The organism is Anabaena sp. AL93, assembly GCF_001672085.1.
Lineage (GTDB): Bacteria > Cyanobacteriota > Cyanobacteriia > Cyanobacteriales > Nostocaceae > Dolichospermum > Dolichospermum heterosporum.
On the sequence record NZ_LJOU01000088.1, the window covers coordinates 1 to 25115 of the forward strand.

Consider the following 25115-nt stretch of genomic DNA (forward strand, 5'->3'; position numbering starts at 1 on the left):
GAGGCAAGAGGCAAGAGGCAAGAGGCAAAAGGCAAGAGGCAAGAGGCAAGAGGCAAGAGGCAAGAGGCAAAAGGCAAGAGGCAAGAGGCAAGAGGCAAGAGGCAAGAGGCAAGAGGCAAAATGAAATATTCTCCCTGTTCCCTGTTCCCTGTTCCCTGCTATACGTGACAATTTAGACTTTTATTTTATGTGAGGAATGAACTGTGAAACAGTTTCATAATAGTGTTTTCGTATCAAGTGCAGCGGCTTGTGTACTCTTAGCCGCCCAACCAGTCCTGGCACAATTAACACAAATTACTGATGTCAAACTCAATCCCATTGAGGGCGGAATCAGCGTCATTTTAAAAACTGCTGCCGGCAATCGTCCCCAAGTATTTACAACTAAAAAAGATAAATCCTTAATTGCAGATGTAATTAATGCCCAACTGCGTCTACCCAAAGGTGATAACTTCCGTCAAGAAAACCCCGCACCGGGAATCAAGATTATTGAAGTTAAACAATTAGATGCTAATAGCATTCGGGTAATAGTCACAGGTGTTGATGATGCACCCAGCAATCAGCCCGTCATGCGAAAGGATAATAATCTTACCCTTGGCTTTACCACCACCACAAATTCAACAGCATCAACCGCCACTAAGCCCATAGAAAAAGTATCAGCAGCCCCAGCTACCACACCTGAATCTAAACCCGATGAACCAGGTAAACCTCCAGATGTCCTAGTCCCTAATCCCCAAGTCACCATTGACGGTAAAATTGCCCAATCCGCAGGACCAAATCAACCTTATAACCAAGCGCCTCCTTTTTTACCCAGAGCCGTCGCTCCACCAGTAGGAGATATTACTCAATCAAATATTGATACATCACCCACCGTGATTGATTTAGGTACTCAAGAACGAGTTCCCCGCTTGGTATTACGTGATGCACCTGTGAGAGAGGTTTTATCACTGTTAGCGCGGGCTGCTAATTTAAACGTAGTTTATATCGGTGGTGAAGCAGAAAAAACACAGGGTGCGGATGCAACAAAGACTTCTCAAACAATTTCTCTGGATATAGAAAACGAACCTGTGCAAGATGTCTTTAACTATGTACTGCGGTTGAGTGCTTTAGAAGCTAACCGCACGGGACGGACAATTTTTGTCGGGACTAAATTACCTAACTCCACCCGTGATACTGTCATGCGGAGTTTACGACTAAATCAGGTAACAGTGGGAGTTGCTTTAAACTTCTTGGTGGCTTTGGGTGCAGAAAGTGCCGTCAGCCGAGAAAGATTGGTTACGAGTGTCAATGCTGTAACTGTTGGGACTGGAGTAGCTCCCATTACCCAAACTCAAACAACCACAGAAACAAAAGTCGAAACTCAACGGATTACTTATCAAGATTCAACACCATTACTGAGAGGATTACAAGCTTCAGGAGATGAGCGCACCAATTCTGTGACATTGATTGGTAATCCTAAGATGGTGGAAATGGCAGTATCTCAATTAGTACAGCTTGATGTCCGTCGTCGCCAAGTGGTAGTGAACGTCAAAATTATTGATGTCAACCTTTTAGGTATTCAAGACTCTAACTCTAGTTTTTCTTTTGGTCTTGGTAATAGCTACTTTACCAGTGATGGTGGTGCAGCAACTTTCAATTTTGGTGGTTCTCGACCAGCTACAGGCAGTGAAGTAGCAAGTAGTGTTACCGAAACACCTATTACAACTAATCCACTTAGCAGTGCTAACATTTTTCTGGACAAAAGAGATTCCAGTACAGGTAATCCTACAGCAGGTGCAAGCTCTAATCCAGAAGTAACAGGTGTTAAAGCAATTACTCCTACTGAAATCACATACGAACTACCAAAATTATACCAGTTCCCTAAAAAGTTTCTGGCTAGTTTGACAGCACAAGTTACAAGTGGCAATGCCAAGATTTTGACAGACCCCACCCTAATTGTTCAAGAGGGACAGAACGCAACAGTCGCTTTAACGTCAGAAGTATACGGGGGAATTAAAATAACTAATCTACTAAGAGAACCTATCATCAAGAACGCAGGGCTAACCTTGACAGTGAAAGTAGAAAGAATAGATGATAATGGTTTTGTTTCTTTGTCTGTTGCCCCTACTGTGTCTTCTCTGGCTGGGACAACAAGTAGTCCTGATGGTGATATTACCCTGTTAGCTTCAAGAAGTCTGGCATCTGGTCAACTTCGCTTGCGAGACGGTCAAACACTGATTCTTTCAGGTATTATTCAAGATTCAGACCGGACAACTATTTCTAAACTGCCTATCTTAGGTGATATTCCTCTACTAGGTTCGCTGTTTAGAAAGTCCAATAGAACTAATGAGCGCAGAGAGGTAATTGTCTTACTTACACCTCAAATTATGGATGACTCAGAGCGTTCTGCTTACGGTTATAATTACACACCCAGTCCCCAGGTACGGCAAATCTTAGAACGTCGGGGGTTGAAGGTTCAGCCTCGCTAGTTAGTTCTTGGTGATTGTTTCCAAATACCCGATTTATGGGAGAAGAGTAAATAAGGTATCCCTGTTGACTAGGGCAGGCAGGATGCCCACCCCACAAGATTAAAATATTAATTGTGGGGTGGGCTTCTAGCCTGCCCATCTTATATTTAATTGTCTAAAAAAGTTAATTTCAATTACTAATTAACTCCACAGCGTCTCGTCCATCACTATCTTGCAGATAAACTTTGACAATTTCCTCTTTGGCGGTGGGTAATTTTTTACCAACAAAATCTGGATGAATTGGTAACTCCCGATGACCTCTATCTACTAATACGGCTAGGCGAATTACTTCTGGTCTACCATATTCATTTACGGCATTTAAAGCAGCCCGAATAGTTCTGCCTTTAAAAATGACATCATCTACAAGTACCACGGTTTTACCTGTCAAATCAAAGGGAATATCGGTTTTTTCTGGAGTTCTCAAGCCGATTTTATCAAGATCATCACGATAAAATGTAATATCTAAAGAGCCTACAGAAACGTTGACATCTTCGAGGATTTCTATTTGACGAGCTAATGAATAAGCTAATGGTACTCCTCTAGTGTGAATACCCAGAAGTAACAACTGAGATAAATCTCGTGTTCTTTCTATAATCTGAGAAGCCATTCGAGTTAATGTCCGACGCAGTTCTTCTGATGAGAGAATTTCAACTACTTTAGTAGACATAAGATTGGTAATTGGTGATAGGTGATAGGTAATTGGTAATTGGTGATTTCTCGTTTCTCGTTCCCATACTCTGTATGGGAATGAATTCCAGAAGGCTCTGCCTTCAATAACAGCAGAGGCAGAGCTTTCTCCTTCCCATACTCTGTGTGGGAATGAATACTAGAAGGCTCTGCCTTCAATAATAGTAGAGGCAGAGCCTCTGTGATAGCATTCCCAGTCAGAGACTGGGAACGAGATAAATTGGTGATTTCTCGTTTCTCGTTCCTATACTCTGTATGGGAATGAATTCCAGAAGGCTCTGCCTTCAATAACAGCAGAGGCAGAGCTTTCTCGTTCCCATACTCTGTGTGGGAATGAATGCTAGAAGGCTCTGCCTTCAATAATAGTAGAGGCAGAGCCTCTGTGATAGCATTCCCAGTCAGAGACTGGGAACGAGATAAGGAGATAACTAAGGTATTAAAAATATTGCTAGTCCTAACCATAGTAAAAACGCATATCGGGTTAGTTGTAAAGCTTGATCAATAGAATCTGGCGTAATGGGATAAATAGGATCTCCTAAAAGTGGTTTCTCTTTAGCTATTCCACGATACCAATTTATGCCTCCCATTTGCACACCTAAAACCGCAGCATAAGCGCATTCACTCCAACCAGAATTGGGACTGGGATCTTTGATGGCATCCCGGCGACAAATTTGCCAAACTTTTACAGGTTGCAAGGATAATAATGATAAGGTTATCACTGTTAACCGACAAGGCAACCAAGTTAAACCGTCTTCCCACCGCGCACTAAACCAACCAAGATAAGTATAAGGTGCTTCCTTGTAACCGACCATTGAATCTAAAGTGCTACTGGCTTTATATGCTAAAGCGAAAGGGACAGCGCCAATAACAGGGATGAATGCACCAATAATAGTATAGAAAAGAGGAGCCATTACGCCATCGGTGGCGTTTTCTGTGACGGTTTCCAAAACTGCTCTGAGAATTTCTGCTGTGGAAAGATTGGCTGTATCTCTGCCGACATAATTACTTAATACCTGTCGCGCTGATTCTAATTCTCCATTTTTTAAAGGTTGCAGAACTTCCATTGCTGCATTTCGTAAACTTTTGAAAGCAAAACAACTAGCTATAAGAATACTTTCTACGGCAATTCCTAAAAATGGATGTACCCATTTGGCAGCTTGAACTATTATCCAACCCACCAAACCACTACCAATTATCACAATTATCCCTAAGAAAATGCCGGCGAGACGTTGAGAAAGAGGATTTTGACAATATTGGAGGGCGAGTTTACTCAAGCGAGAAATTACCCATCCCATGACTCGCACGGGATGAGGCCAACCCCAAGGATCTCCTATTAAGTAATCTAATAAGGCAGCGAAAACCAAAACAGCAGATGTCATTTATTCTTTTTCCTAACTCCTACAGCAAATTGTCATCAAACCCGGAACAAGAACCCCTCCCCCAACCCCCTCCCCGCAAGCGATGAGGGGGCTAAGATGTACCTTATATGATTGGAAATCGCTGTCATTGCTGACTCTGGACAGCCCCTACTAAACTACAAAATTGGTTTCTTCTCCTTGAGATGCTTGCCAACTGCGGGCATCATAATAAAGGTCTGCGAGGGTAATATTGTACAAGGCTTCTTTTAGCTTTTGGTTGAGTCTGTTCCAGAGGCTGGATGTTACCCAATCTGCTGTTTGAGTAGGTGTGGGATTATTTAAGGGTAAGTTAGTAATATTTTCACCAACTGCTTCTAAAATTTGACCGATAGATATAAGTGCCGGTTTTTTGGCTAGTTTGTATCCACCATCGCTACCACGAATTGATGTAACTAATCCTGCTCGACGCATTTCGATGAGTAGTTTTTCTAGGTAGGGAGCAGGAATATTTTGACGTTTGGCGATCGCTCTGACAGATTCAGGTCCATATTTTGGACGTAAACTCAAATCTAGCAATGCTTTCACACTATAGTGTCCTCTTGTCGTTAGTTTCATATAGCAGTTATCATGAATTTTATTTTCCCAATCTCTCTTTCCTCGTCCCTACCTGATTTGATAATTTGGCAAATCAAATAACAATACTACATAAGACTCCCATTTGATGCTTGAAAAAATTCATTACACATCTAAGAGCTATTTTCTCCTGTTCCCCCTTCCCTGCCTACATCAATAAATTGATATCTTCTTGACTATTGCTATATCTATAGTAGCTATCAACATCATCGTAATTATATTTCCTATAATTTTTTAACAAAATTGATAATAGTGCAACAATTTTGGCTATGAGTGTAATATACTTGGCTAGGCTGATCCCAAAATTAAAGGATTATGTTCCTATTAGTTCAATGTCGGCTAAAATAAAATCCACTTGACAACTTCAAAAATTCATTTTCGACCTAAGTTGATGCCTAAACAGAAAAAAATTGAACCCCTCGTCGGCGAAGAACTGCTCAAAAAAGTTAAAGAGCTAGAAGCCATCAGCAAAGACGACAAAGCTAAACAGTGTGGCTACTATACCATTACCAAAAATGGTATAGAGCGCGTCAATATGATGAAATTCTTGAATGCCCTAATTGATGCGGAGGGTATTCAGTTGGATAGTTCACCTAGTGCTAATGGACGTGGTGGACGCAGTGCCAGCTATAGAATTAGTGTCCAACAAAATGGCAATTTATTAATCGGTGCAGCTTACACAAAACAGATGAATCTTCAGCCTGGGGATGAGTTTGTCATTACTTTAGGGAAAAAGCATATTCGACTGCGGCAAGTAGATTTGGAATCCACAGAAGATGCCGAAGTAGAAGCTACAGCTTAATGAATATTCATTAGTTAGTTGTAGGTTGTCAGTTGTCAGTGGTTGCGTTTTAACCCTGACTGCTGAATAACTGACTGATTACCAAAACTGGCAGAACAGGCAACAGGTAATAGTGATAAATCCTGATTCCTATGCCTTGCAAAAAACTTGGATGGCTAATGTCACGCTATCAGCCAACCCCACATAAAAAAGGCTGCTGAATTCAGCAACCCCAATATTGAGCAACATTGTGTTTTTAATCAATAGATGCCAATTTAACCGGTTGTAAAGATTTTGTCGTATCTACAATTTTTTTATTAATTTCCGACTTAATCGGATTACTACTACTAGAATTTATCTCTGGAGATAAGTTGTCTTGTCTCTCATCATAGCTAGGTTCATGGATGATCAGGCGATCGCACGGAATTGTATCTGATATAATCGCACTTGCCATCATCCCAGTATGAACTTCCATTTGTCCTTCTGGAGGCACTTCAAACACCAGCCTTTGTCCAGGAAAGACAACCCTTTCAAAGTACCAGTTAGGAATATTGGAGATACGCGCCACCTGGATTTTACTCGTGGCATTGACGTAGCAGCAGAGAATTTTCCCCGAATGCTCCGGTGGTAGAGGATCTAATATCTGAGCCATAACTGCTGAAGAGCTTATTTGCTCCACAATTTTACATTACATCAGTAAAGCTAACACCCGATGATCCCCGGTTACTGTAACCGCCACTACCAACTGCGAGTTTCTGCATTATTTCTATCTAAAGATATATAGAGATTATAAAATTTTTGTAAATAAATCTGTATTTACTTAACAAAAAAGACGATAAACGAGAATCTCCATTGTCATATCCGCTAGAATCTCTGTAAATCCTTTACAGCCAAGAATTTCCCCCCTTTACGCCAAGATTTATCATCCCTGGTAAGTTGAATTATTTCTTGCATCTATCTTCGGAGTTACCACGAAAAATCATCGCTAAATTCATAAACTCGATGTTATGGTAAATGTATATGAAAATTTCGTTCATAAATCCCATCTATATATAACAAGCAAATTTTATGCAGTGCAGTTTTCACATTCACTTTGATCACTAACGGCAAAAGTTTTTGCATAGCACAAAACAACTGAAATGTCAAAGATAATGCTAGTCCAGTCAGCAGCAAATTCACAATTCCTCTAGTCTTTTTCTCAACTACGGCAAGCATTACAGTTAAACCACGTATGAACGCAACTAAAATCCTCTACGTTCGCCTTCCCTGTAACCCTATCTTTCCTATTGGGGTTGTCTATCTTTCCGATCATGTCCACAAATTATTTCCCCATGCCGAACAGCGGATTTTTGACTTAGGCACAATCCCCCCCCTAGATTATACTTCCGCCCTAGACCGATGTATTGATGAGTTTCAACCCACCCTACTAGTCTTTTCCTGGCGAGATATTCAAATTTACGCCCCAGTGGGTGGACGGGGCGGCAATCCTCTCCAAAACGCCTTTGAATTCTACTACGCAAAAAACCCGTTTATAAAATTGCGTGGTGCTTTGGGCGGGTTGAGAATTTTTATTGCTTATTATGTAGAATTATGGCGCAATTTGGGACTAGTTAAACGGGGTTTAAAACGCGCCCAAAAATATCAATCTCAAGCCCGTGTAGTCTTAGGTGGTGGTGCAGTTAGCGTATTTTATGAACAGTTGGGTAAAAGCTTACCGCCCGGAACAATTATTTCCGTCGGTGAAGGAGAAACCCTACTCACAAAACTACTCAAGGGTGAAGATTTTCAGGATGAACGCTGTTATGTAGTGGGAGAAAATAAACCGCGTCAACGGCTAATTCATGAACAACCCACACCCCTAGAAAAAACAGTTTGTAATTACGATTACATCGAAACTATTTGGCCGGAATTTAATTATTACCTGCAAGAACAGGACTTTTATATTGGTGTCCAAACCAAACGCGGTTGTCCCCATAATTGCTGTTACTGTGTTTATACAGTAGTTGAAGGTAAACAAGTCCGCATTAACCCTAGTGATGAAGTTGTAGCAGAAATTCGAGAATTATATAACCGGGGTATTCGCAACTTTTGGTTTACAGATGCTCAATTTATCCCCGCCCGGAAATTCATTGATGATGCTGTAGAACTTCTCCAGAAAATCGTTGATTCGGGAATGTCGGATATCCATTGGGCAGCATACATCAGAGCCGACAACTTAACACCCCAATTGTGTGAGTTAATGGTAAAAACAGGCATGAATTATTTTGAAATCGGGATTACCAGCGGTTCTCAAGAACTGGTTCGCAAAATGCGAATGGGTTATAATTTGCGGACTGTTTTACAAAATTGTCGTGATTTAAAATCCGCCGGTTTCAATGATGTAGTTTCTGTTAACTACTCCTTTAATGTGATTGATGAACGTCCCGAAACTATTCGTCAAACTATTGCCTATCACCGCGAACTAGAACGGATTTTTGGGGCTGATAAAGTTGAACCTGCTATTTTCTTCATTGGACTCCAACCCCATACCCATTTAGAAGAATATGCCTTTAAAGAGGGTATTCTCAAGCCTGGTTATGATCCTATGAGTTTAATGCCTTGGACAGCCAAAAAACTCCTCTGGAATCCTGAACCATTAGGTTCTTTCTTTGGTGAGGTTTGCTTACAAGCTTGGCGACAAAATCCCAATGACTTCGGACGAGAAGTGATGAATATTTTAGAAGCCAAATTGGGTTGTGCTGATTTGGAAGATGCACTTTCTGCACCGATAGAAAAACCAGAGAAACAGTTGGCAAGCGTATCTTAAAACTCCTGGCGATTAGCCCAGGTGATTAGAAATCACGGCTACACAAACAAAGTCCGCCTGCGCGGACTAATTAAAAATTAAGGGTTTGAAATAAAACCCACGCAGGTGGGTTTTGCCTGTGTAGACGCGGCTTATAAGCCGTATTATCGGAAATCCCCAATTAATTCCATGTTACAAGGTTCAATTCTCCAACAATTAGAAGCATCTCACCGCCATAGTGCTAGACCTATTCATTTTGGCGTGTACTATAAAAATACCTTAGTGTCTCTCTGTCATGCTTTGGAAGATCATATTTTAACGAAAGATAATGATCCTTTTGTGATTACGGCTTTCCAGCAGGGTAAATGGTATCTGGAAGAGGCTCAAAGATACGCAGATATCGCAAAACACAGCCGGGAAATTGTCATTATGGCAACGGCTGATTCTGGTTTTGCTGAACATCCGACCGGTCAATTACCTAACATTGATTTGGTGGGACTAGCTGCTGATGATCCTGTGGCGCAGGAGTGGCACTTGATTATTCTAGCTCCTGATTACACGGCTATGGTAATTTGTCAAGAGTTATCTGAAGCTGACTATGGGAAAGATGGGTTGCCAACTTGCGATTTAGAGCGTAAATTCTATGGTTTATGGACATTTGAACCGGAATTGGTGGAGGAAACCGCAGAGTTAGCGATCGCTCACATTCAAGACTATCATCCCGAACTAGCGCTCAAACTGAGTCAATATAAACAAGCAATTCACCCAGCTATATGTCCGGGGGAAGAAGTAGCTACCGTTGTCTCTCGTGTTGTTGATTACCTCAAAACCGGACAAGGTAACTTACCTGTTCTCACCGCATCCCACCAAAAATTTCTAGATCGTAACTTGGTATCTAACGAAATTCAGGCATTTTTGCGGATGGCACAGTTGATTGATCTAGCAGATAGCCGTAACCCTGTAGCCGCATCAGAAGTAGCATCTGTTGTTGAAACAATGGGGCAATTATTAGATTTACCCGCATGGCAAATTAAAAGATTACGCCTAGCTGCTCTCTTGCATCGCTTAGACCAACTGCAAAAAGCCGAAAGCCTGATTAGTCCCACTCATATAACAACAGCTTATCAAGAACAATCTCCTAGTTGTCCTCTGGCTTGTCCCCTCGTCCCAGGAGCGCAAGCATTACGAATCATGCCACGACTACGAGCGATCGCCCAAATTATCACTCACCAAAGCGAATGGTGGAATGGTACAGGCGAACCTGCCGGTTTAGCTGGTGATGATATTCCTTTAGAATCACGAATTTTGTCATTGATAGCAGAATTTCAGCTACAAGTCAATCAGTATAAATACTCCAGCAAAGGAGAAGCAGAGATATTTACTCAAGCCCTAGATCAGTGTCGAAAACAACAATCTACCCGCTTTGATCCTAAACTTGTAGATACATTAGGTTTATTAGTGATGGGTTTACAACAGGGGCTTGATTTACCGATAATGACACCCAAGGTCAGCAGCGGTTTATGGTTACTTGACTCCCGTTGGGATGCCGACAGCAAAAGTAGTGAGCAGATTTCAGTGTACAGCAAATGAATATAGAAACCATTAGATTAGGGCAAAACAAACAACTCCCCGGTGTAAATTTAGAAGATGAGGATCTATCTCACCTAGATTTAAGGAAGATAAATTTAACAGGGGCTAAACTGGTGGGGACTGACTTCACTGGTTCTAAATTAGAGGGTGGTCATTTTGAAGGTGCAAATTTAATGGGGGCTAATCTGCAAGAAACCGACTTGCGGGCTAACTTAATGGGTGCAAACTTGATGCAGGCTAACTTGACAAGTGCGGATTTACGTGGTAGCAACTTACGGGGTAGTAACTTGATGGGAGCAATCCTCAACGATGCCTCTTTAGCGGGTGCTTTTTTAAGTGGTGCTAATTTGCATGGTGTAAATTTGCAGAGTGTTGACTTGCGATGTGCAGATTTACGAGGTGCAAATTTAACGGGAGCTAATCTCAAAGGTGCAGATTTAAGCGGTGCAGATTTGCAAGGTGCTGTACTAATTGAAGCGAATCTTGAAGAAGCAGATTTAAGAGCAGCAAATTTAGCAGGGGCTGATTTGACCGGAGCTAATTTACTCTGTGCTGAATTAGATGCAGTGAAGTTAAATGGGGCAAATTTAGATCGGGTGTGTTTGCGGGGAACAGTTTTGGAAGCTAGTACCGCCGCAAGACGAAATTAAGGCGTTGCTGAATTAGGGAATGAAATTGAAAAATCAATGATTTCAAACTCTTACTCTCTGCGACTGGAGCGCCTCTGCGTGTTCGCGCAGCGTGCCGTAGGCATAACAAAATCATACTCTTAACCAGCAACGCCCATTTTTCTTTGTCGGATTTGGAAAATTGAGGATATCCAGATCGTTGAAACTGTTCCCTGTTCCCTGCCTTCACAGACAAATTATTCAGCAAACCCTATAAGTAGTGAGACAGAATTAATTACGTAATGTCATTACGTAAGCGAAGCTTGGCGTTAGCCATATGGAACGAAGTGAAATGAAGCAATTCCAAGGGTTGTGATTGCTTCCCTTCGCTCGCAATGACTGTAAATATCTTTGTCCAATTACTTATAGTTCCTCTGGGTTCTCGGATCAGGGATTAACTGAAATAATGATATTGTTATGAGTGTTATTTCCGAGATTTAACAGTTCAATGAATATTATCTCCACCTCTATTCCTGATATCCTTCTCCTCGAGCCCCAAGTTTTCCAAGACTCACGGGGCTTTTTCTTAGAATCCTATAATCAGAAAACATTCACAGAGAAACTGGGAATTACAGCCAACTTTGTCCAGGATAATCACTCAAAATCTGAATACAATGTGCTACGAGGCTTACATTACCAAATCATCCAACCTCAAGGTAAATTAGTTCGCGCCATTGTTGGTAAAATCTTTGATGTCGCAGTAGACATGAGAAAAAACTCCCCCACCTTTGGACAATGGGTAGGTTACGAACTCAGCGCCGAAAACAAACGCCAATTGTGGATACCAGCAGGATTTGCTCACGGGTTTCTCGTGCTTTCAGAAACTGCCGAAGTTTTGTATAAAGCTACAGATTATTATACACCAGCAGGCGATCGCGCTATACTTTGGAATGATCCAGATTTAGCTATAGATTGGCCTTTAAAAACACCCCCAATTTTATCAGCTAAAGATAGCAACGCTCGAACTTTCAAAAACGCCGAAGTTTATGAATAAATCAATATTATTAATAGGTAGTAACGGACAAGTTGGAACAGAACTACAACATACCCTTTCATCCAACTACAAAGTTATAACAGTTGCGCGTCCGCAAATAGACTTAACTCAACCTGAAAACTTACGCCAAATTATCAGAGAAACCCAACCCGAAATAATTATCAACGCTGCTGCTTACACCGCAGTAGACAAAGCCGAAAGTGAACCAGAAATCGCTCACATAATTAATACTATAGCCCCCCAAGTTATTGCTGAAGAAAGTCAAAAATTAGGAAATTTTTTAATTCATATTTCCACAGATTACGTATTTGATGGTAACAGTAATTATCCCTATCAAGAAAACAAGATTACCAATCCATTGAGCGTATATGGACAAACAAAATTAGCCGGAGAAATAGCAATTCAAAATATTTGCCCTCAACATATAATTCTCCGTACAGCCTGGGTTTATGGAACTTATGGAAAAAGCAACTTCGTTAAAACCATGTTACGACTAGGTATTGAAAGACCGGAAGTTAGAGTAGTTGCCGATCAAATTGGTAGTCCTACATGGGCGCGAAATATAGCCTTAGCAATTACCCAAATTATCCCCCAATTAACATTAGAAACTGCGGGAATTTATCACTATACAAATAGTGGTGTAGCCAGTTGGTATGACTTCGCCATAGCTATCTTTGAAGAAGCAGAAAAACTCGGTTTCCCCCTCACCATCAAAAATATTATCCCCATTACCACTCCCGAATATCCTACACCAGCAAAACGTCCTGCTTATTCTGTCTTAGCTTGTGAGAAAATATCCAAAGTCTTGGGAACTTATTCTCCTCATTGGCGACAAGGACTCAGATTAATGTTAAAAGAATTACAAGAAAAATCTCTATGAAAGCCCTAATTTTATCCGGTGGAAAAGGTACTCGTTTACGCCCATTAACTTATACAGGAGCAAAACAACTTGTACCCGTTGCCAACAAACCAATTTTATGGTACGGCATTGAAGAAATGGCTACATCAGGGATTACTGATATTGGTATTATTATCAGCCCAGAAACCGGGGAAGAAGTCAAGAGTAAAACCGGAAATGGTGAAAAGTTCGGCGTTAATATTACCTATATTTTACAAGAAAAACCGGCAGGATTAGCACAAGCTGTCCAGGTTGCCCGTCCTTTTTTAAAAGATTCACCCTTTGCCATGTATTTAGGTGATAACCTAATTCAACAAGGTGATTTGAGTTCATTTTTAGATAAATTTACTCAACAACAACCAGATGCTTTAATTCTGTTACGGGAAGTCACAAATCCTAGCGCTTTTGGTGTGGCAAAGGTAGATGAAAAAGGCAGAGTATTACAATTAATTGAAAAGCCGAAAATTCCGCCTTCAAACTTAGCATTGGTAGGGGTTTATTTCTTTTCACCAGTTATCCATGAGGCAATTTCTCTGATTAAACCTTCAGCTAGAGGAGAATTAGAAATTACTGATGCAATTCAATGTTTAATAGATCAAGAAAAAGAAGTTTTAGCCTGTAATCTTGACGGTTGGTGGTTAGATACAGGTAAAAAAGATGATTTATTAGAAGCTAACCGTCTCATTCTTGATACCTATTTAACAAAATCAATTCTGAGTGATATTGACTCTACAACCCAGATTACTGGAAGAGTGGAAATTGGCGTTGGATCTAAAATTACCAACTGTACAATTCGCGGACCTGTGATCATTGGTAATAACTGTTATTTAGAAAACTGTTTTATCGGTCCTTATAGTAGTATTGCCGATAATTCAACACTGATAGAAACAGATTTAGAACACAGCGTAGTATTAGAAGGTGCTAAAATCACTGGAATTCAACAACGAATTATTGACAGCCTAATTGGACAACGCGCCCAATTAAGTATTGCCCCCCGTCGTCCTAAAGCATTACGCTTTTTAATTGGTGATGATTCGCAAATTGAATTGACTTAAAGGCAAGAGGTATCATTCTAGACACTGTACCAATATTCAATAAAAAGGCTGGTTTTAGCAATACTATAAATACCTTGCTACAACTGGCTTTTATTTCAATATGTTCTGTGATGATTATTTCTTTTTATCTTTAGGACTTACGCACAAGTTACTAAAAACGAACCACAGAGAACACAGAGAACACAGAGGAATGAAAGTTTGAGATCGAGTAAGTATCTACCATTCATCAAAGTCAACCTTTTCACAATCTTGTTTTATTGCTTCACTCATTAGCTGTAAGTCTTCTTTGGGTATTGAACCGGCAAACTTTAGTAATTCTTCACCGGGAACACCTTTGATTTTTGATTTTGTTAAATTGCGGGCAAATTCCAGGACTTGATATTGCAAGTCTTGAGGTATTATGTTTAATTGTTGAATAATTTGATCAGAAATAGATGTAGTCATAATTTCCTTGAATTTTGACTTTGAATGAGTGCAAATTAAACTACTGTTATCCGTGCATTATCTCTCAATTTAGGTTTGACTGTAATTTCTACATCAATTCCCAAAGTATTGAGAAATCTAAACATTCTTTCTAGAGAAAAACCTGTAAATCTTCCTCTCATTAAAGCAGAAACTTTTGGTTGATCAATTCCTAATAATTCGGACGCTTCTGCTTGGGTGATATGACGTGCAATAATAGCATTACTGATTTTACGTGCAAGTTCTGCTTTTACTAGCATTTCCTCTGGGTTGGGTAAATCTAAATCAGCAAATACGTTACCGCTACTGGTTTTTATTTCAATCTTTTCTGTATTGTAATTGTGCATCTACTTTAATTACTCAATTACAGGGATTTGCATATCAATTTCTTGAAATTTATTGCAGGATATGTAATCCATGAACTATACCACCTTCAGAATCAAACCTTTGCTGAATGATAGAAAAAAATCTACTATCTCCCTTTTCAAAATTCCTAAAAATGGCGTAAGCAATTATATCAGCAAGTTGAATTAATCTCGAAGCTTTTGAGTCTAAAAATAATGGTACTTCAGAAAAATTTCTGATTACACCCCAACTGTAGCCAATAGTTCTAAAATCAGTTGCTAAAGATTGAATGGTTGTTTCATACGTAGATTTATCAAAAATGATAATACCTCTCTGTGTATTATCATGTTTATGAAGCCTTATCAAATATCTATCAAATCTACTAGCAAGTTGTTCAAATGCAACTTCAACAGGGTCTTTTGGAGATACTAAAGTCTTTTTAATAACACTTGCAAATAATCTGTTACTTGGGTGTGACTGTAAAAAAACCTGCAAAATATCTTCAATAGCTTTCTCTCTATCACTTTTAGAATAGCTTCTCCACTTTCCTCTACCACTTAGCATTGGACTACCGTGTAATTCAACTGATAAAGGATCTGCGGGGTCAAATCTAGCAGCAATTTTATCAAGCTGATCAGAAATCCAATAGCCTTGACGTTCAAATATACAAAATCCAGCCAGTACAAAATATTGCTGGTTTTGGTCATGGGTAGTACCTGACTCATCTGCATACAGCAAGTACATGGCTGTTATGTATCCTTAGACAATAAAAATCAGTCAAGGGTAGACCTTGCTACCGCGATCCGAAAAAGTCAGACCTCTTGACTGCTATCTATATTATAGCATCTCAATCTAGTTTTGGTGTCGTGAGAAGAAGATTAGGGAAATTGCTCAAAAACTTAATTATGTAAGGTTTTGTTACTCAACCCAATCTTGTATATTAGAGGTCTTTTTGCATATTTTTAAGATTTTCTAAGTCTTGTTGATGAATATTATGTTGTCTCTCAGTTAGCCATACATAAAAATCTTGAATTATTTGATAATATTCATTAGCTATAGGTCAAGAAGAAAGGAATTAATTAGTAATTTTCTAGGAGATTTCTTAATTTATCAAAATCCTAAACGTGGTCAACTTATTCGTAAACGTATTTTTGAGGAATTTAACCAATTTATCCAAGATCACCCTAAAGAAACTCAAATTCATTTTATTGCTCATTCTCTAGGTAGTTTGATTCTTTGGGATATTCTTTTTTCAGATGTTATTTCTCATGATGACTCCGTTTTACAGTTTCGAGATAAACTACACAAACTAGATTTAGTCAGCATTACTACGTTAGGTTCTCCTTTGTTATTTCTCAAAGAGATGCTAGATATTGATTTTTCTATTGTTAATTCTATTATAGATAAATCTAGTAGTAAAAATTCTGGTAATAGTTATAAACTCAGATGGGTAAATATTATCCATTCATCTGATTTAATTGCTTATCCTTTAAAAGCTGCTATAGAAAATGAAATAAGTTCTGATTTACTATTTTGTGACCAGTATGTTTGGCAAGATGCAAATGGAACTGAACTAACATTAAGAAACATCGGTCAATCAGATATGGCAATGGTTATTGCTGCTGAAGATGCCCATTCTTCATATTTTTATGATAATTTAGATGGGGCAATAACAGCACGTATTATTAGTTATAATTTACTTGGAGAGACAAACAAACTTTTACAGAGGTGTATTACTCCCAAATAAGAGTAAAAATAATTATAATTAACACTATCTTTAATTAGAATTAAATCTTGCAATAATCAACTTATCTAAACTCAAATACAACTTAATTATGTTGATTTTTATTATTTAACCTAACCTAGAAATTATCAACATCTATATCTACTTGATCAGGATTTTTTTCAATTACTTTACTGATTGGCTGATGGTAAAGCATCTTTAAGAGTAGAGTGTGTAAAATATCTTCTTTTGGTATTGAATTAGCAAAATTTTGTAATTGTTGAAACTTCATATTACCATACTCTTGAGCCAGTGCATGACTTTTTTGTAAATTTAAGGTTACAATCATTTCATCTGGTGTAGATAGAATTTCTACTTCATCATTTTCATCACTTTTATAAAAACATCTTCTAAATATGTAATTATCTTTATCTAAAAAATGCTTTATTTCTGATAAAAAAGATATAACATCTAAATCTTGAAAGTTCCGAAAACTCTGAATTACTTTTTCTTGCGGTAAATTAGGCATGGGTAACTGAATTTCTTGAGAAACTGAATATGAGATAATTAACTTATTAGCAATATTTTCTAACTCATCATACAGGTTTATTTGATATTCGGGATTTAGCTTTTTATATTCTTCTTCAATAAAATCATACAAATCATTGACTGAAGAACCTTGGTATTTACTCCTATCTATACCAAAATCTTCAATTATAATATTCAAATGTTTTGGTCTTACTTTCCTAATATCTATCTTAGTTATTTCCTGCTTCAGTACAGTTTGGTAATATACCTCATATATATCTTCACCTTCATAATTATCATTTAGAATAACATAATATTGAAATGTACTAAACAGGTCTATATAGCAGTAAAGTGATTTTTTATTATTAGTGTATTTCTGTGTAAATAGAATCAGCGTATGGGTAGGATAATAATTTTCTAATTCAGATCTATGTAAATCTAGAAAAATATCAAACATCCCTTGAGAAAAAAATGGAATTATATTGTCTGAATCAATTATTTTTTCATTTCCTTCTGTTATGTCAAGTGTTCTGACCAAATCTGATCTTTTAACTCCGTGATCATATGCAAATCCAGTGGCTATTTTATTTAAACCTTTACGGAATATTTCGGAGTTGCATAAATACAGGATGGATTGGCGGTTTAAACCATCGAAAATCCGTTCTAAATTGGATGAAATCATCCCATGATTCAGCAACGCCAATATTTCATTAAAATTATCATTACCTTCAGGAAAAGGCAAATAAAAAAAATCATTATCTGAGGATATATCTGTTATGCATTGTATTTTATATGAATTAATATCTTTTCCTTGATTTTTTAGGTCACTAATAACTTTATCTTTATAAGATTTTACACTAGATAAATTACCATAAATTTTTATGATTTTATTTTCCTCATCAAATTTTGGAAAAGGCTTGATTGGACTAGCTTTAAAATCTTTTATATGAACTTTAATTATTTTTTGCTTTTCTTTATCAAAACAATAACCTTCTAATGTAGGACTGTTATTTCTTCTCTCTTTATGAATATTCTTTTTTCGCAATTGTTCTGTAATTATTAGTGCAAATAAATCTCCAAAATTTTTATCAACACTTTCATTTAACTTACTACCACAAGTCTCACAAAGTATATTATTAGATTTTAATTTACCTGCTAAAGAATTTTGGATAATATGTTCATCATGTTTTAAAGCAGGGTTTTCTGTAAATTTCTCTTCATTTTCAAGATAATATTTTTTGTCAAACATTTCTCTGCCACACAGATAGCATAAATTCATATTCTTTTCCTCACATGAAATTAACTTTACTTAATGTCTTGCACTTGAAGCAACTCCTAACAATACTAAAAGATTAGTAATGATTATTTTAATTGCATTGTCATAGCTCTCCTGCTTGCCTTAAAACTTGTTCATACAGATTCTGATTTACCCAATATTGAGCCACATCAATCATCCCATCAAGTAACGGTTTGATTTCAGAAATAATATGTTTCTCCTTAGCTAATAAAAGAATACCAAGAGTACCAATTAATCGTAATCCTATACTTTGAGCTACTTTACGAGCGTCCCGTTCATCTAACAAAATTTTATGTACACCAGTTTCAAGAGCTAAAGCAATAGCTTCTCGTTCTCCATCATCTAGTTCTGGGGAAATAATAGGGTCTATATTTGAGACAGTGCGAACTTGTAGCCATCCAGAAACAACAGCTTGTAAAATAAATTGTGACCACAGAAATCCTGAAACTGTTGTTTCATCATAAACAGCTTGGGGAATTATAACTTGTCCAAACACCTCCTTCAAAATATCTAGACGATTGATAGCAGCAAAGTTAATTAGAGGTGTAGCGTTACAAATAACAGTCACAATTATTAAAAACCTTCTTGAATACTCTTTACATCTTCCAATAAATCAACTTCATTATAATGTCGTTCAATTTTCCTTTCTCCTAAAAGCTGCTGAAATTCCCAAACAGATAAATTAGCCAAACGTCGTGCTTGACCAAAAGTAAAAATATTCTGTGCGTATAACTGTAAAGCTAATTCCTGACGAATACCCGACTCACCCTGACTTAAAGAATCAGGTGATAATTGTAAATTAATCGAACTCGCAAATTTACTCATATATAACAATATTTGTTATTCATTACTTCATTATATTCAAAAACCTGTTTACATATCTCGTCTTAATAAAACTAAATCAACATATCTTCCTCTACTTGACTATTTTTATCATTGTAATTACAATGTAAACACCACCCTACCCCCAATCACACAAAATGGGTACAGCTATCAAAACCCGAATAGTCAAAATCGGTAACTCTCAAGGGTTACGCATCCCCAAAACCCTATTAGAACAAAGTGGAATTAACTCAGAAGTAGAAATAGAAGTTCAAGGAAATCATCTCATTATTCGCCCAGTTGAACAAGTCAGAAAAGGTTGGGAAAAAGCATTTATAGAAATGGCAGAAAAAGGCGATGATATCTTATTAGATGATATCAACACAACAGAATGGGATAAAGATGAATGGCAATGGTAGTCAACAGATTTGATGTCTTCCTAGTTAATCTTGATCCTACCATTAGCAGTGAAATTAAAAAAACACGCCCTTGCTTAATAATCTCACCCAACGAAATCAACCATCATATTTCTACCGTAATAGTTGCACCAATGACAACAAAAGGGCAACCATACCCCACAAGAGTGACCTGTCAATTTCAAGGAAAAGAAGGGCAAATTGTACTTGACCAAATTCGCACAGTAGATAAAACTCGACTAATCAAACTTCTAGGTCAAATTACCACAGAAGAACAAAAAGCCGTTTTGGATATCTTAGCGGAAATTTTCGCTGAATAAAATCAAGACGCAGAAAACGCCTTTTGCGCCTTTTGCGTCTCTGCGTGAAAAAACCCCTTTACACCATCTCAGAAGTCTGCACCGTAGCTTGTTTTCAAAACCCAAAAATTAAAAATCCAAAATTATTTTTTTTGAATTTTTAATTGTTTAAGTTCCTACCACACCAGAGTAAATTAAACCCCGCTGTATATCCAAAGTCAAAATTGCACCATCCTTAATTACTTGTGTCGCATCATTTACGCCTACAATTACTGGTACACCGAGACGTAAACCAATAACTGCGGCGTGACTGGTGAGACTTTCCTCTTCAGTAATAATCCCCCCGGCTTTGCGAATTGCTTCCACAAAATCAACACCAGTGCGGGATGCTACCAAAATATCTCCAGGGTTAAAGTTACTGGCATCCATGGCATTATGAACTACCCTAGCGCGACCACTCACAGAACCTTGTCCCAGTCCAATGCCTTGACCTAGTACAGCAGTGACTATTTCTACCTTAATCAAGTCCGTTGACCCAGAAACCCCCTGAAGCGTACCAGCGGTCATGACCACTAAATCACCTTCAGTGAGGAGGTTTTTTTCCTGGGCGACATTAATAGCGGCTTGGAATGTCTGACCTGTAGAAGGTAGTTCTAACACCAACAGCGGTCTAACTCCCCAGACCATCTGTAACTGTCGGGCTACATTAACATGAGGTGTAATGGCTAAAATTGGCGTTTTCGGGCGAAACTTAGAAACGTTGCGGGCTGTAGCCCCGGTTTGTGTCAAAGTCATAATTGCCGCTGCGCCCAAATTCTCAGCAATTTGACCAACAGCTTGGCTAATCGCATTGGGAATAGAACGCCTTTTATCTCGTGATAGACGGGAATTGGTGTTCAGGGTTTCCTCTTGTTCAATCCGTTCGGCTATTCTGGCCATAGTGGCTACAGCTTCTATGGGAAAACTACCAACGGCGGTTTCATTGGACAGCATGACCGCATCTGTGCCGTCTAAAATGGCGTTGGCAACATCGGATACTTCTGCACGGGTAGGACGGGGGTTGCTGACCATGCTATCTAGCATTTGGGTAGCGGTAATAATGGGAATTCCCAGGCGGTTTGCTGTGGCAATGAGCCGTTTTTGTAGCACGGGTACGTCTTCCGCCGGTAGTTCCACCCCTAAGTCACCTCTGGCAACCATCACCCCATCACATAAAGACAAAACTGCTTCCATTTGTTCAATGGCCTCGTGTTTTTCGATTTTGGCAACTACAGGGACATTCTTGCCGGTGCTGGAAATTAGTTCTTTAATTTCGATAATGTCCTGGGGGTTGCGGACAAAGGAAAGGGCTACCCAATCAACTCCCTGGTCTAAACCAAACATCAGATCCTCGCGGTCTTTGTCGGTCATGGCTTTGATGGATAAGTAAACTCCCGGAAAGTTAACACCTTTGTTGTTGGAAAGTTTACCTGGAACTGTTACCCGACAATGTAAATCGCCTTTTTCGCGGTTAATTTCCTCCACTACCATTTCGACTTTGCCATCATCGAGGAGGATACTTGAACCGACGGGGACTTCTTCGGCTAAGTAATCGTAGGTAACACAGCTTATTTCCTGTGTTCCTTCTATGAGGCGATTTGTCAATGTGAAGCGATCGCCTTTTGCTAAAATTATCGAACCAGTTTCAAACCGCCCCAAGCGAATTTTCGGACCCTGTAAATCTTGCAGAATTGCTACCGGTCTATTCAGTTCAAAAGCGGTTTGCCGAATTAATCGAATACTGCGCTGATGGTCAGCATGAGTTCCGTGGGAAAAGTTGAGCCGTAGTGTTGTTGCACCCGCTTCAATAATCCCTTTCAGCATTTCTGGACTGCTGGTAGCAGGTCCGATAGTAGCAACAATTTTAGTTCGGCGCTGAGAATCTCTTAATTGCGTCATGGGCTGGGTTCAAAATTTTGGGGATCTACCTGGGAATTTATCGTCATCTTTTCTCATACCATTTAAGATCTGAGATTTTGGATCATGAAAACCTGACTGTATCAGCAAATCATTTTTCCATTGATCGCCATCTTTTTGCAAATGGTTATGAATTAAACAGACTCTCTCTTTTGGGTCACTACTATATCAATGTTATAAGCAGTTAGAGAGCTAATCATGGTATAGTTTTGATATCGTACACTAATCTGATCGGCCACTTTCTCCTCAGAAAGTTTTTTGTCTCAAAGCACTGCTTTAGCCAAGAATCATAGCCTTATTTACACATTCTTAACCACAACTCTGGATAAATCTTGCTTTACATAACTTTACTCTTCACTAAGATTAATAGTATGATCCGTAAAGATTGATTATGAAAGGAGTTAAGAATGATCACGTCGGAGGCACAAAAGCCACTGACAATTCCCCCCAAAGAACTTTTATCACCTCCTGGTGATTTTAATCCCACGCTATTAATGTTTTTAGTTGTGGTGATGATGTTAGTTTTGTCTAACTTTGGGTATTGGCTTTGGGAATGGCCGCATTGGTTGTGTTTTAGTGTCAATACTCTAGCGCTACATTGTTCAGGAACGGTGATTCATGATGCTTGTCACCAATCTGCCCATCGCAATCGAATTGTTAACGCTATGTTAGGCCATTGTAGTGCCTTGATTCTAGCCTTTGCTTTTCCAGTATTTACACGAGTACATTTACAGCATCATGGTAATGTTAATCATCCCCAAGATGATCCAGATCATTATGTTTCTACAGGTGGTCCCCTGTTCTTAATTGCGGTGAGATTTTTGTACCATGAAGTATTTTTCTTTCAAAGACGGTTATGGCGTAATTATGAACTACTAGAATGGTTTATTAGTCGCCTAATTATCATTACTATTGTTTATATTTCTGTCCAATATCATTTTTTGGGCTATATTCTTAACTTTTGGTTTATTCCCGCTTTCTTGGTAGGAATAACTTTGGGGTTATTTTTTGATTATTTACCTCACCGTCCTTTTGTTGAGAGAAATCGCTGGAAAAACGCCCGCGTCTATCCTGGCAAGGTTCTCAATATCCTAATTTTGGGGCAGAATTACCACTTAATTCATCATCTTTGGCCTTCGATTCCTTGGTATAATTACCAGCCAGCTTATTATTTGATGAAGCCATTATTAGACGAAAAAGGCAGTCCGCAAACTTCCGGGTTATTGCAGAAGCAGGACTTTTTGGAATTTGTCTATGATATCTTCATAGGTATTCATCTTCATCACTGAATTTAGTAATATTGAGGGCGGGGAGACCCCGCCCCTACAGGTTTTATGATTTGGACGGAAATTGATACCCGTATTAGCCAAGTTACTGGCGAAAAATTTGTTAGTCAGCAGCATTTATCCATTAGTGGTGGGTGTATTAATCAGGGTTTTGCTATTAGCGATCGCCAATTGACTTACTTTGTTAAACTAAATCAAGCTTCTCAAGTCTCAATGTTTGCAGCAGAGATGCTTGGTTTACAGCAAATGTCCACCACAGGAACTATCCGCGTTCCTGGTCCAATCTGTTGGGGAACTACAGGCAATTCTAGCTATATTGTCTTGGAATGGCTAGAGATGACCACTGGTAACCATAAGTCTTGGCAAGAAATGGGACGCAAATTGGCAGCAATGCACAAAACTACCAGTAATCAAGGTTTTGGCTGGGATATTAATAATACTATTGGTTCTACACCGCAAATTAACAATTTTTCTAACTCTTGGATTGAATTTTATATTCAGCACCGTTTAGGTTATCAATTTAAGTTAGCAAAAAAACGCGGCGGTAGTTTTCCATTAGCAGAAAAACTATTAGCAGCTATTCCCGAATTATTAGCAAATTATCAACTTCAACCGGCTTTAGTACATGGGGATTTATGGGGAGGAAATGCAGGTTTTACGGTTGAGGGTGAACCAGTAATATTTGATCCTGCAACTTATTTTGGTGATAGAGAAGTTGATGTCGCTATGACAGAATTATTTGGAGGTTTTCCGCCAACTTTTTATCAAGGTTATGAGGAGATATATCCTTTACATACAGGATATGAAACCAGAAAAACATTATATAATCTGTATCATGTTTTAAATCATTTTAATTTGTTTGGTGGTAGTTATAGTTCCCAAGCTAATCGGATGATTGAGAAAATTTTAAAGGTCTGAACTATTATTAATTTGATGGGGATGATTTTGAGTGATTGGCAATTTTCGTATTACTTTGTGTCGCTCCGAGAAAAACTTTTGTAGTCCATTTTCTCCACTTTCTGAAATTGCTAAATTAGCTGTTAGGAAGTAGAAGAGCGATCGCCACCAAAGCCGTTGCTAAATTAACCAGGGCTGGACGACTGAGGTTAAGAAAACTCTTCATCCTCCTTTATCCTCAAAGAATTCTGCTCCTGTTCCTTCAACAGTAGCAACTACCAATGCCCTGTCAAGAAATTCATTACGCCGTTCGCAAGATGTTTCCGCAATCAGTAAACACCCATGACAAGCAGCACCATGTAAAAAACGCTCCTCTTGCTCATTATCTGGTTTATGCTGGGCGCAAACCGGATCATTGGAGCATAATCATATCAAACCTGACTAATTCTTGACTAATTGCCCTAATTGGTGCGAGTTTATGCAATCTTTCAACCCAAGTTTCAATATTTTCAACTCGACTTTGTAAGCTCGGTGCTAACCATCCTTCTGGATGGGTTCTATTCAAGAACCTTGGTTGTCTGTAACGAGTTTTTCTGGCACGTCTAGAACGTCTTAATTGACTTCTAGAAGTTAAAGCATCTCTAATTGCAAAGCCAGAAATGTTTTAATTCAGCGGCAAATACAACTTCGCCAGTTGAATCATTAATTAATGCCATTCCCGTGAATTTTGCCCCAGGATCAATCTTTAGTCTTAGGGACGATACTGGGGAGTCAGGACAGGATTTTTTGAGAATAATTGTGAACGGAAACTGTCTAAATATTGCTGCTTTTTTGTTTCTTAATAGTTGTCTGGCTTGTGCAGAATGAATTGGATTTAATGGGATGAAGTTGGTATCTAAAACAAATACTTTGGACATAAAGACATAAAGTCCCTCCTTGCGGGTAATGTTAGCTAGATGCCTCCGGCACGCTGGCGCGAACGACAATGTTAGAGGCCGGTAACTATCTTAAAAGCACTGGTTTAACCCTTAAGCCTGTTTAACTTTGAAGTTCTAGAGCAGGGAACTAGCTACGCATCCCCTGGTAGGTCTTTAACTCTTACCTCTAACGTAGTTCGGTTAAGAACTGAGT

At 38.7% G+C, this 25115-nt stretch carries 25 protein-coding genes and 1 pseudogene; 13 read left to right on the plus strand and 13 right to left on the minus strand.

Features of this window, described 5'->3' with window-relative positions:
- Positions 1–203: 203 nt before the first annotated feature.
- On the plus strand, positions 204–2465 hold the full coding sequence (locus AN486_RS20460; RefSeq protein WP_290602355.1) for a type IV pilus secretin family protein: 2262 nt from the start codon (positions 204–206) through the stop codon (positions 2463–2465).
- Positions 2466–2634: 169 nt separating this feature from the next.
- On the opposite strand, the gene pyrR is transcribed toward AN486_RS20460, so the two are convergent.
- From pyrR to AN486_RS20475, 3 genes are all read right to left on the minus strand, one after another.
- Positions 2635–3171: a bifunctional pyr operon transcriptional regulator/uracil phosphoribosyltransferase PyrR gene (pyrR, locus tag AN486_RS20465; protein WP_039200174.1), complete on the minus strand. Its 537-nt coding sequence runs from the start codon at positions 3169–3171 to the stop codon at positions 2635–2637.
- 448 nt (positions 3172–3619) lie between these two features.
- Positions 3620–4570 carry an adenosylcobinamide-phosphate synthase CbiB gene (cbiB, locus tag AN486_RS20470; protein WP_290602357.1) on the minus strand — a complete coding sequence of 317 codons (951 nt, stop codon included), beginning with the start codon at positions 4568–4570 and terminating at the stop codon, positions 3620–3622.
- A gap of 150 nt (positions 4571–4720) precedes the next feature.
- A complete protein-coding gene (locus AN486_RS20475) occupies positions 4721–5164 on the minus strand; it encodes an Rrf2 family transcriptional regulator (protein WP_039200160.1) in 444 nt (147 codons plus the stop codon).
- A 409-nt stretch (positions 5165–5573) separates the two neighbouring features.
- Here AN486_RS20475 and AN486_RS20480 point away from each other — a divergent pair, with 409 nt between their 5' ends.
- On the plus strand, positions 5574–5984 hold the full coding sequence (locus tag AN486_RS20480) for an AbrB family transcriptional regulator (protein ID WP_053539336.1): 411 nt from the start codon (positions 5574–5576) through the stop codon (positions 5982–5984).
- A gap of 235 nt (positions 5985–6219) precedes the next feature.
- On the opposite strand, the gene AN486_RS20485 is transcribed toward AN486_RS20480, so the two are convergent.
- Both AN486_RS20485 and AN486_RS20490 read right to left on the minus strand, forming a co-directional pair.
- Positions 6220–6615 (minus strand): DUF1830 domain-containing protein, encoded by a 396-nt coding sequence (locus AN486_RS20485; RefSeq protein ID WP_053539337.1) that lies wholly within the window; start codon positions 6613–6615, stop codon positions 6220–6222.
- 353 nt (positions 6616–6968) lie between these two features.
- Positions 6969–7178 (minus strand): hypothetical protein, encoded by a 210-nt coding sequence (locus tag AN486_RS20490; protein WP_053539338.1) that lies wholly within the window; start codon positions 7176–7178, stop codon positions 6969–6971.
- Between the two features lie 16 nt (positions 7179–7194).
- Between AN486_RS20490 and AN486_RS20495 the strand changes: the two genes are divergently transcribed.
- From AN486_RS20495 to AN486_RS20520, 6 genes are all read left to right on the plus strand, one after another.
- Positions 7195–8769, plus strand: a complete 1575-nt coding sequence (locus tag AN486_RS20495) for a photosystem II high light acclimation radical SAM protein (RefSeq protein WP_053539339.1) — start codon at positions 7195–7197, stop codon at positions 8767–8769.
- A gap of 168 nt (positions 8770–8937) precedes the next feature.
- Positions 8938–10338, plus strand: a complete 1401-nt coding sequence (locus AN486_RS20500; RefSeq protein WP_053539340.1) for a DICT sensory domain-containing protein — start codon at positions 8938–8940, stop codon at positions 10336–10338.
- Entirely contained in the window at positions 10335–10988 is a 654-nt protein-coding gene (locus AN486_RS20505; protein ID WP_053539341.1) for a pentapeptide repeat-containing protein, read from the plus strand. Before AN486_RS20500 ends, AN486_RS20505 begins: the two co-directional genes overlap by 4 nt.
- Before the next feature lie 466 nt (positions 10989–11454).
- On the plus strand, positions 11455–12000 hold the full coding sequence (rfbC, locus tag AN486_RS20510) for a dTDP-4-dehydrorhamnose 3,5-epimerase (protein ID WP_053539342.1): 546 nt from the start codon (positions 11455–11457) through the stop codon (positions 11998–12000).
- Positions 11993–12880 carry a dTDP-4-dehydrorhamnose reductase gene (rfbD, locus tag AN486_RS20515; RefSeq protein WP_053539343.1) on the plus strand — a complete coding sequence of 296 codons (888 nt, stop codon included), beginning with the start codon at positions 11993–11995 and terminating at the stop codon, positions 12878–12880. Before rfbC ends, rfbD begins: the two co-directional genes overlap by 8 nt.
- On the plus strand, positions 12877–13953 hold the full coding sequence (locus AN486_RS20520; protein ID WP_053539344.1) for a glucose-1-phosphate thymidylyltransferase: 1077 nt from the start codon (positions 12877–12879) through the stop codon (positions 13951–13953). The genes rfbD and AN486_RS20520 overlap by 4 nt, the downstream gene beginning before the upstream one ends.
- A gap of 216 nt (positions 13954–14169) precedes the next feature.
- Here AN486_RS20520 and AN486_RS20525 read toward each other — a convergent pair whose 3' ends face one another.
- Genes AN486_RS20525 through AN486_RS20535 form a run of 3 tightly spaced genes read right to left on the minus strand, consistent with a single transcriptional unit; the run spans position 14170 to position 15504 of the window.
- On the minus strand, positions 14170–14397 hold the full coding sequence (locus AN486_RS20525) for a hypothetical protein (protein WP_168635306.1): 228 nt from the start codon (positions 14395–14397) through the stop codon (positions 14170–14172).
- Positions 14398–14432: 35 nt separating this feature from the next.
- Positions 14433–14762 (minus strand): helix-turn-helix domain-containing protein, encoded by a 330-nt coding sequence (locus tag AN486_RS20530; RefSeq protein ID WP_168635305.1) that lies wholly within the window; start codon positions 14760–14762, stop codon positions 14433–14435.
- A gap of 49 nt (positions 14763–14811) precedes the next feature.
- Positions 14812–15504 carry a DUF3800 domain-containing protein gene (locus tag AN486_RS20535; protein ID WP_072033569.1) on the minus strand — a complete coding sequence of 231 codons (693 nt, stop codon included), beginning with the start codon at positions 15502–15504 and terminating at the stop codon, positions 14812–14814.
- Positions 15505–15796: 292 nt separating this feature from the next.
- Between AN486_RS20535 and AN486_RS20540 the strand changes: the two genes are divergently transcribed.
- Positions 15797–16507: a hypothetical protein gene (locus AN486_RS20540; protein WP_290602365.1), complete on the plus strand. Its 711-nt coding sequence runs from the start codon at positions 15797–15799 to the stop codon at positions 16505–16507.
- 115 nt (positions 16508–16622) lie between these two features.
- On the opposite strand, the gene AN486_RS20545 is transcribed toward AN486_RS20540, so the two are convergent.
- The 3 genes from AN486_RS20545 to AN486_RS20555 all read right to left on the minus strand — a co-directional run bounded on the left by AN486_RS20545 (position 16623) and on the right by AN486_RS20555 (position 19133).
- Positions 16623–18290 carry an HNH endonuclease gene (locus tag AN486_RS20545; RefSeq protein WP_081424219.1) on the minus strand — a complete coding sequence of 556 codons (1668 nt, stop codon included), beginning with the start codon at positions 18288–18290 and terminating at the stop codon, positions 16623–16625.
- 100 nt (positions 18291–18390) lie between these two features.
- Positions 18391–18876: a DUF3368 domain-containing protein gene (locus AN486_RS20550; RefSeq protein ID WP_053539346.1), complete on the minus strand. Its 486-nt coding sequence runs from the start codon at positions 18874–18876 to the stop codon at positions 18391–18393.
- 5 nt (positions 18877–18881) lie between these two features.
- Positions 18882–19133: a UPF0175 family protein gene (locus tag AN486_RS20555; protein ID WP_053539347.1), complete on the minus strand. Its 252-nt coding sequence runs from the start codon at positions 19131–19133 to the stop codon at positions 18882–18884.
- Between the two features lie 155 nt (positions 19134–19288).
- Between AN486_RS20555 and AN486_RS20560 the strand changes: the two genes are divergently transcribed.
- Together AN486_RS20560 and AN486_RS20565 are read left to right on the plus strand one after the other, a co-directional pair.
- Positions 19289–19549 carry an AbrB/MazE/SpoVT family DNA-binding domain-containing protein gene (locus AN486_RS20560; protein WP_053539348.1) on the plus strand — a complete coding sequence of 87 codons (261 nt, stop codon included), beginning with the start codon at positions 19289–19291 and terminating at the stop codon, positions 19547–19549.
- On the plus strand, positions 19537–19866 hold the full coding sequence (locus AN486_RS20565; protein ID WP_053539349.1) for a type II toxin-antitoxin system PemK/MazF family toxin: 330 nt from the start codon (positions 19537–19539) through the stop codon (positions 19864–19866). The genes AN486_RS20560 and AN486_RS20565 overlap by 13 nt, the downstream gene beginning before the upstream one ends.
- Positions 19867–20013: 147 nt before the next feature.
- Here AN486_RS20565 and pyk read toward each other — a convergent pair whose 3' ends face one another.
- Entirely contained in the window at positions 20014–21783 is a 1770-nt protein-coding gene (gene pyk, locus AN486_RS20570; protein WP_053539350.1) for a pyruvate kinase, read from the minus strand.
- Between the two features lie 425 nt (positions 21784–22208).
- Here pyk and crtR point away from each other — a divergent pair, with 425 nt between their 5' ends.
- Positions 22209–23090 (plus strand): beta-carotene hydroxylase, encoded by an 882-nt coding sequence (gene crtR, locus AN486_RS20575; RefSeq protein ID WP_053539351.1) that lies wholly within the window; start codon positions 22209–22211, stop codon positions 23088–23090.
- A gap of 45 nt (positions 23091–23135) precedes the next feature.
- Positions 23136–24005, plus strand: coding sequence for a fructosamine kinase family protein (locus tag AN486_RS20580; RefSeq protein ID WP_205748616.1), 870 nt, complete (start codon positions 23136–23138; stop codon positions 24003–24005).
- 394 nt (positions 24006–24399) lie between these two features.
- Here AN486_RS20580 and iscB read toward each other — a convergent pair.
- Positions 24400–24901 (minus strand): annotated as a pseudogene (gene iscB / locus AN486_RS20585) (RNA-guided endonuclease IscB); the annotation flags it as partial.
- Positions 24902–25115 lie beyond the last annotated feature (214 nt).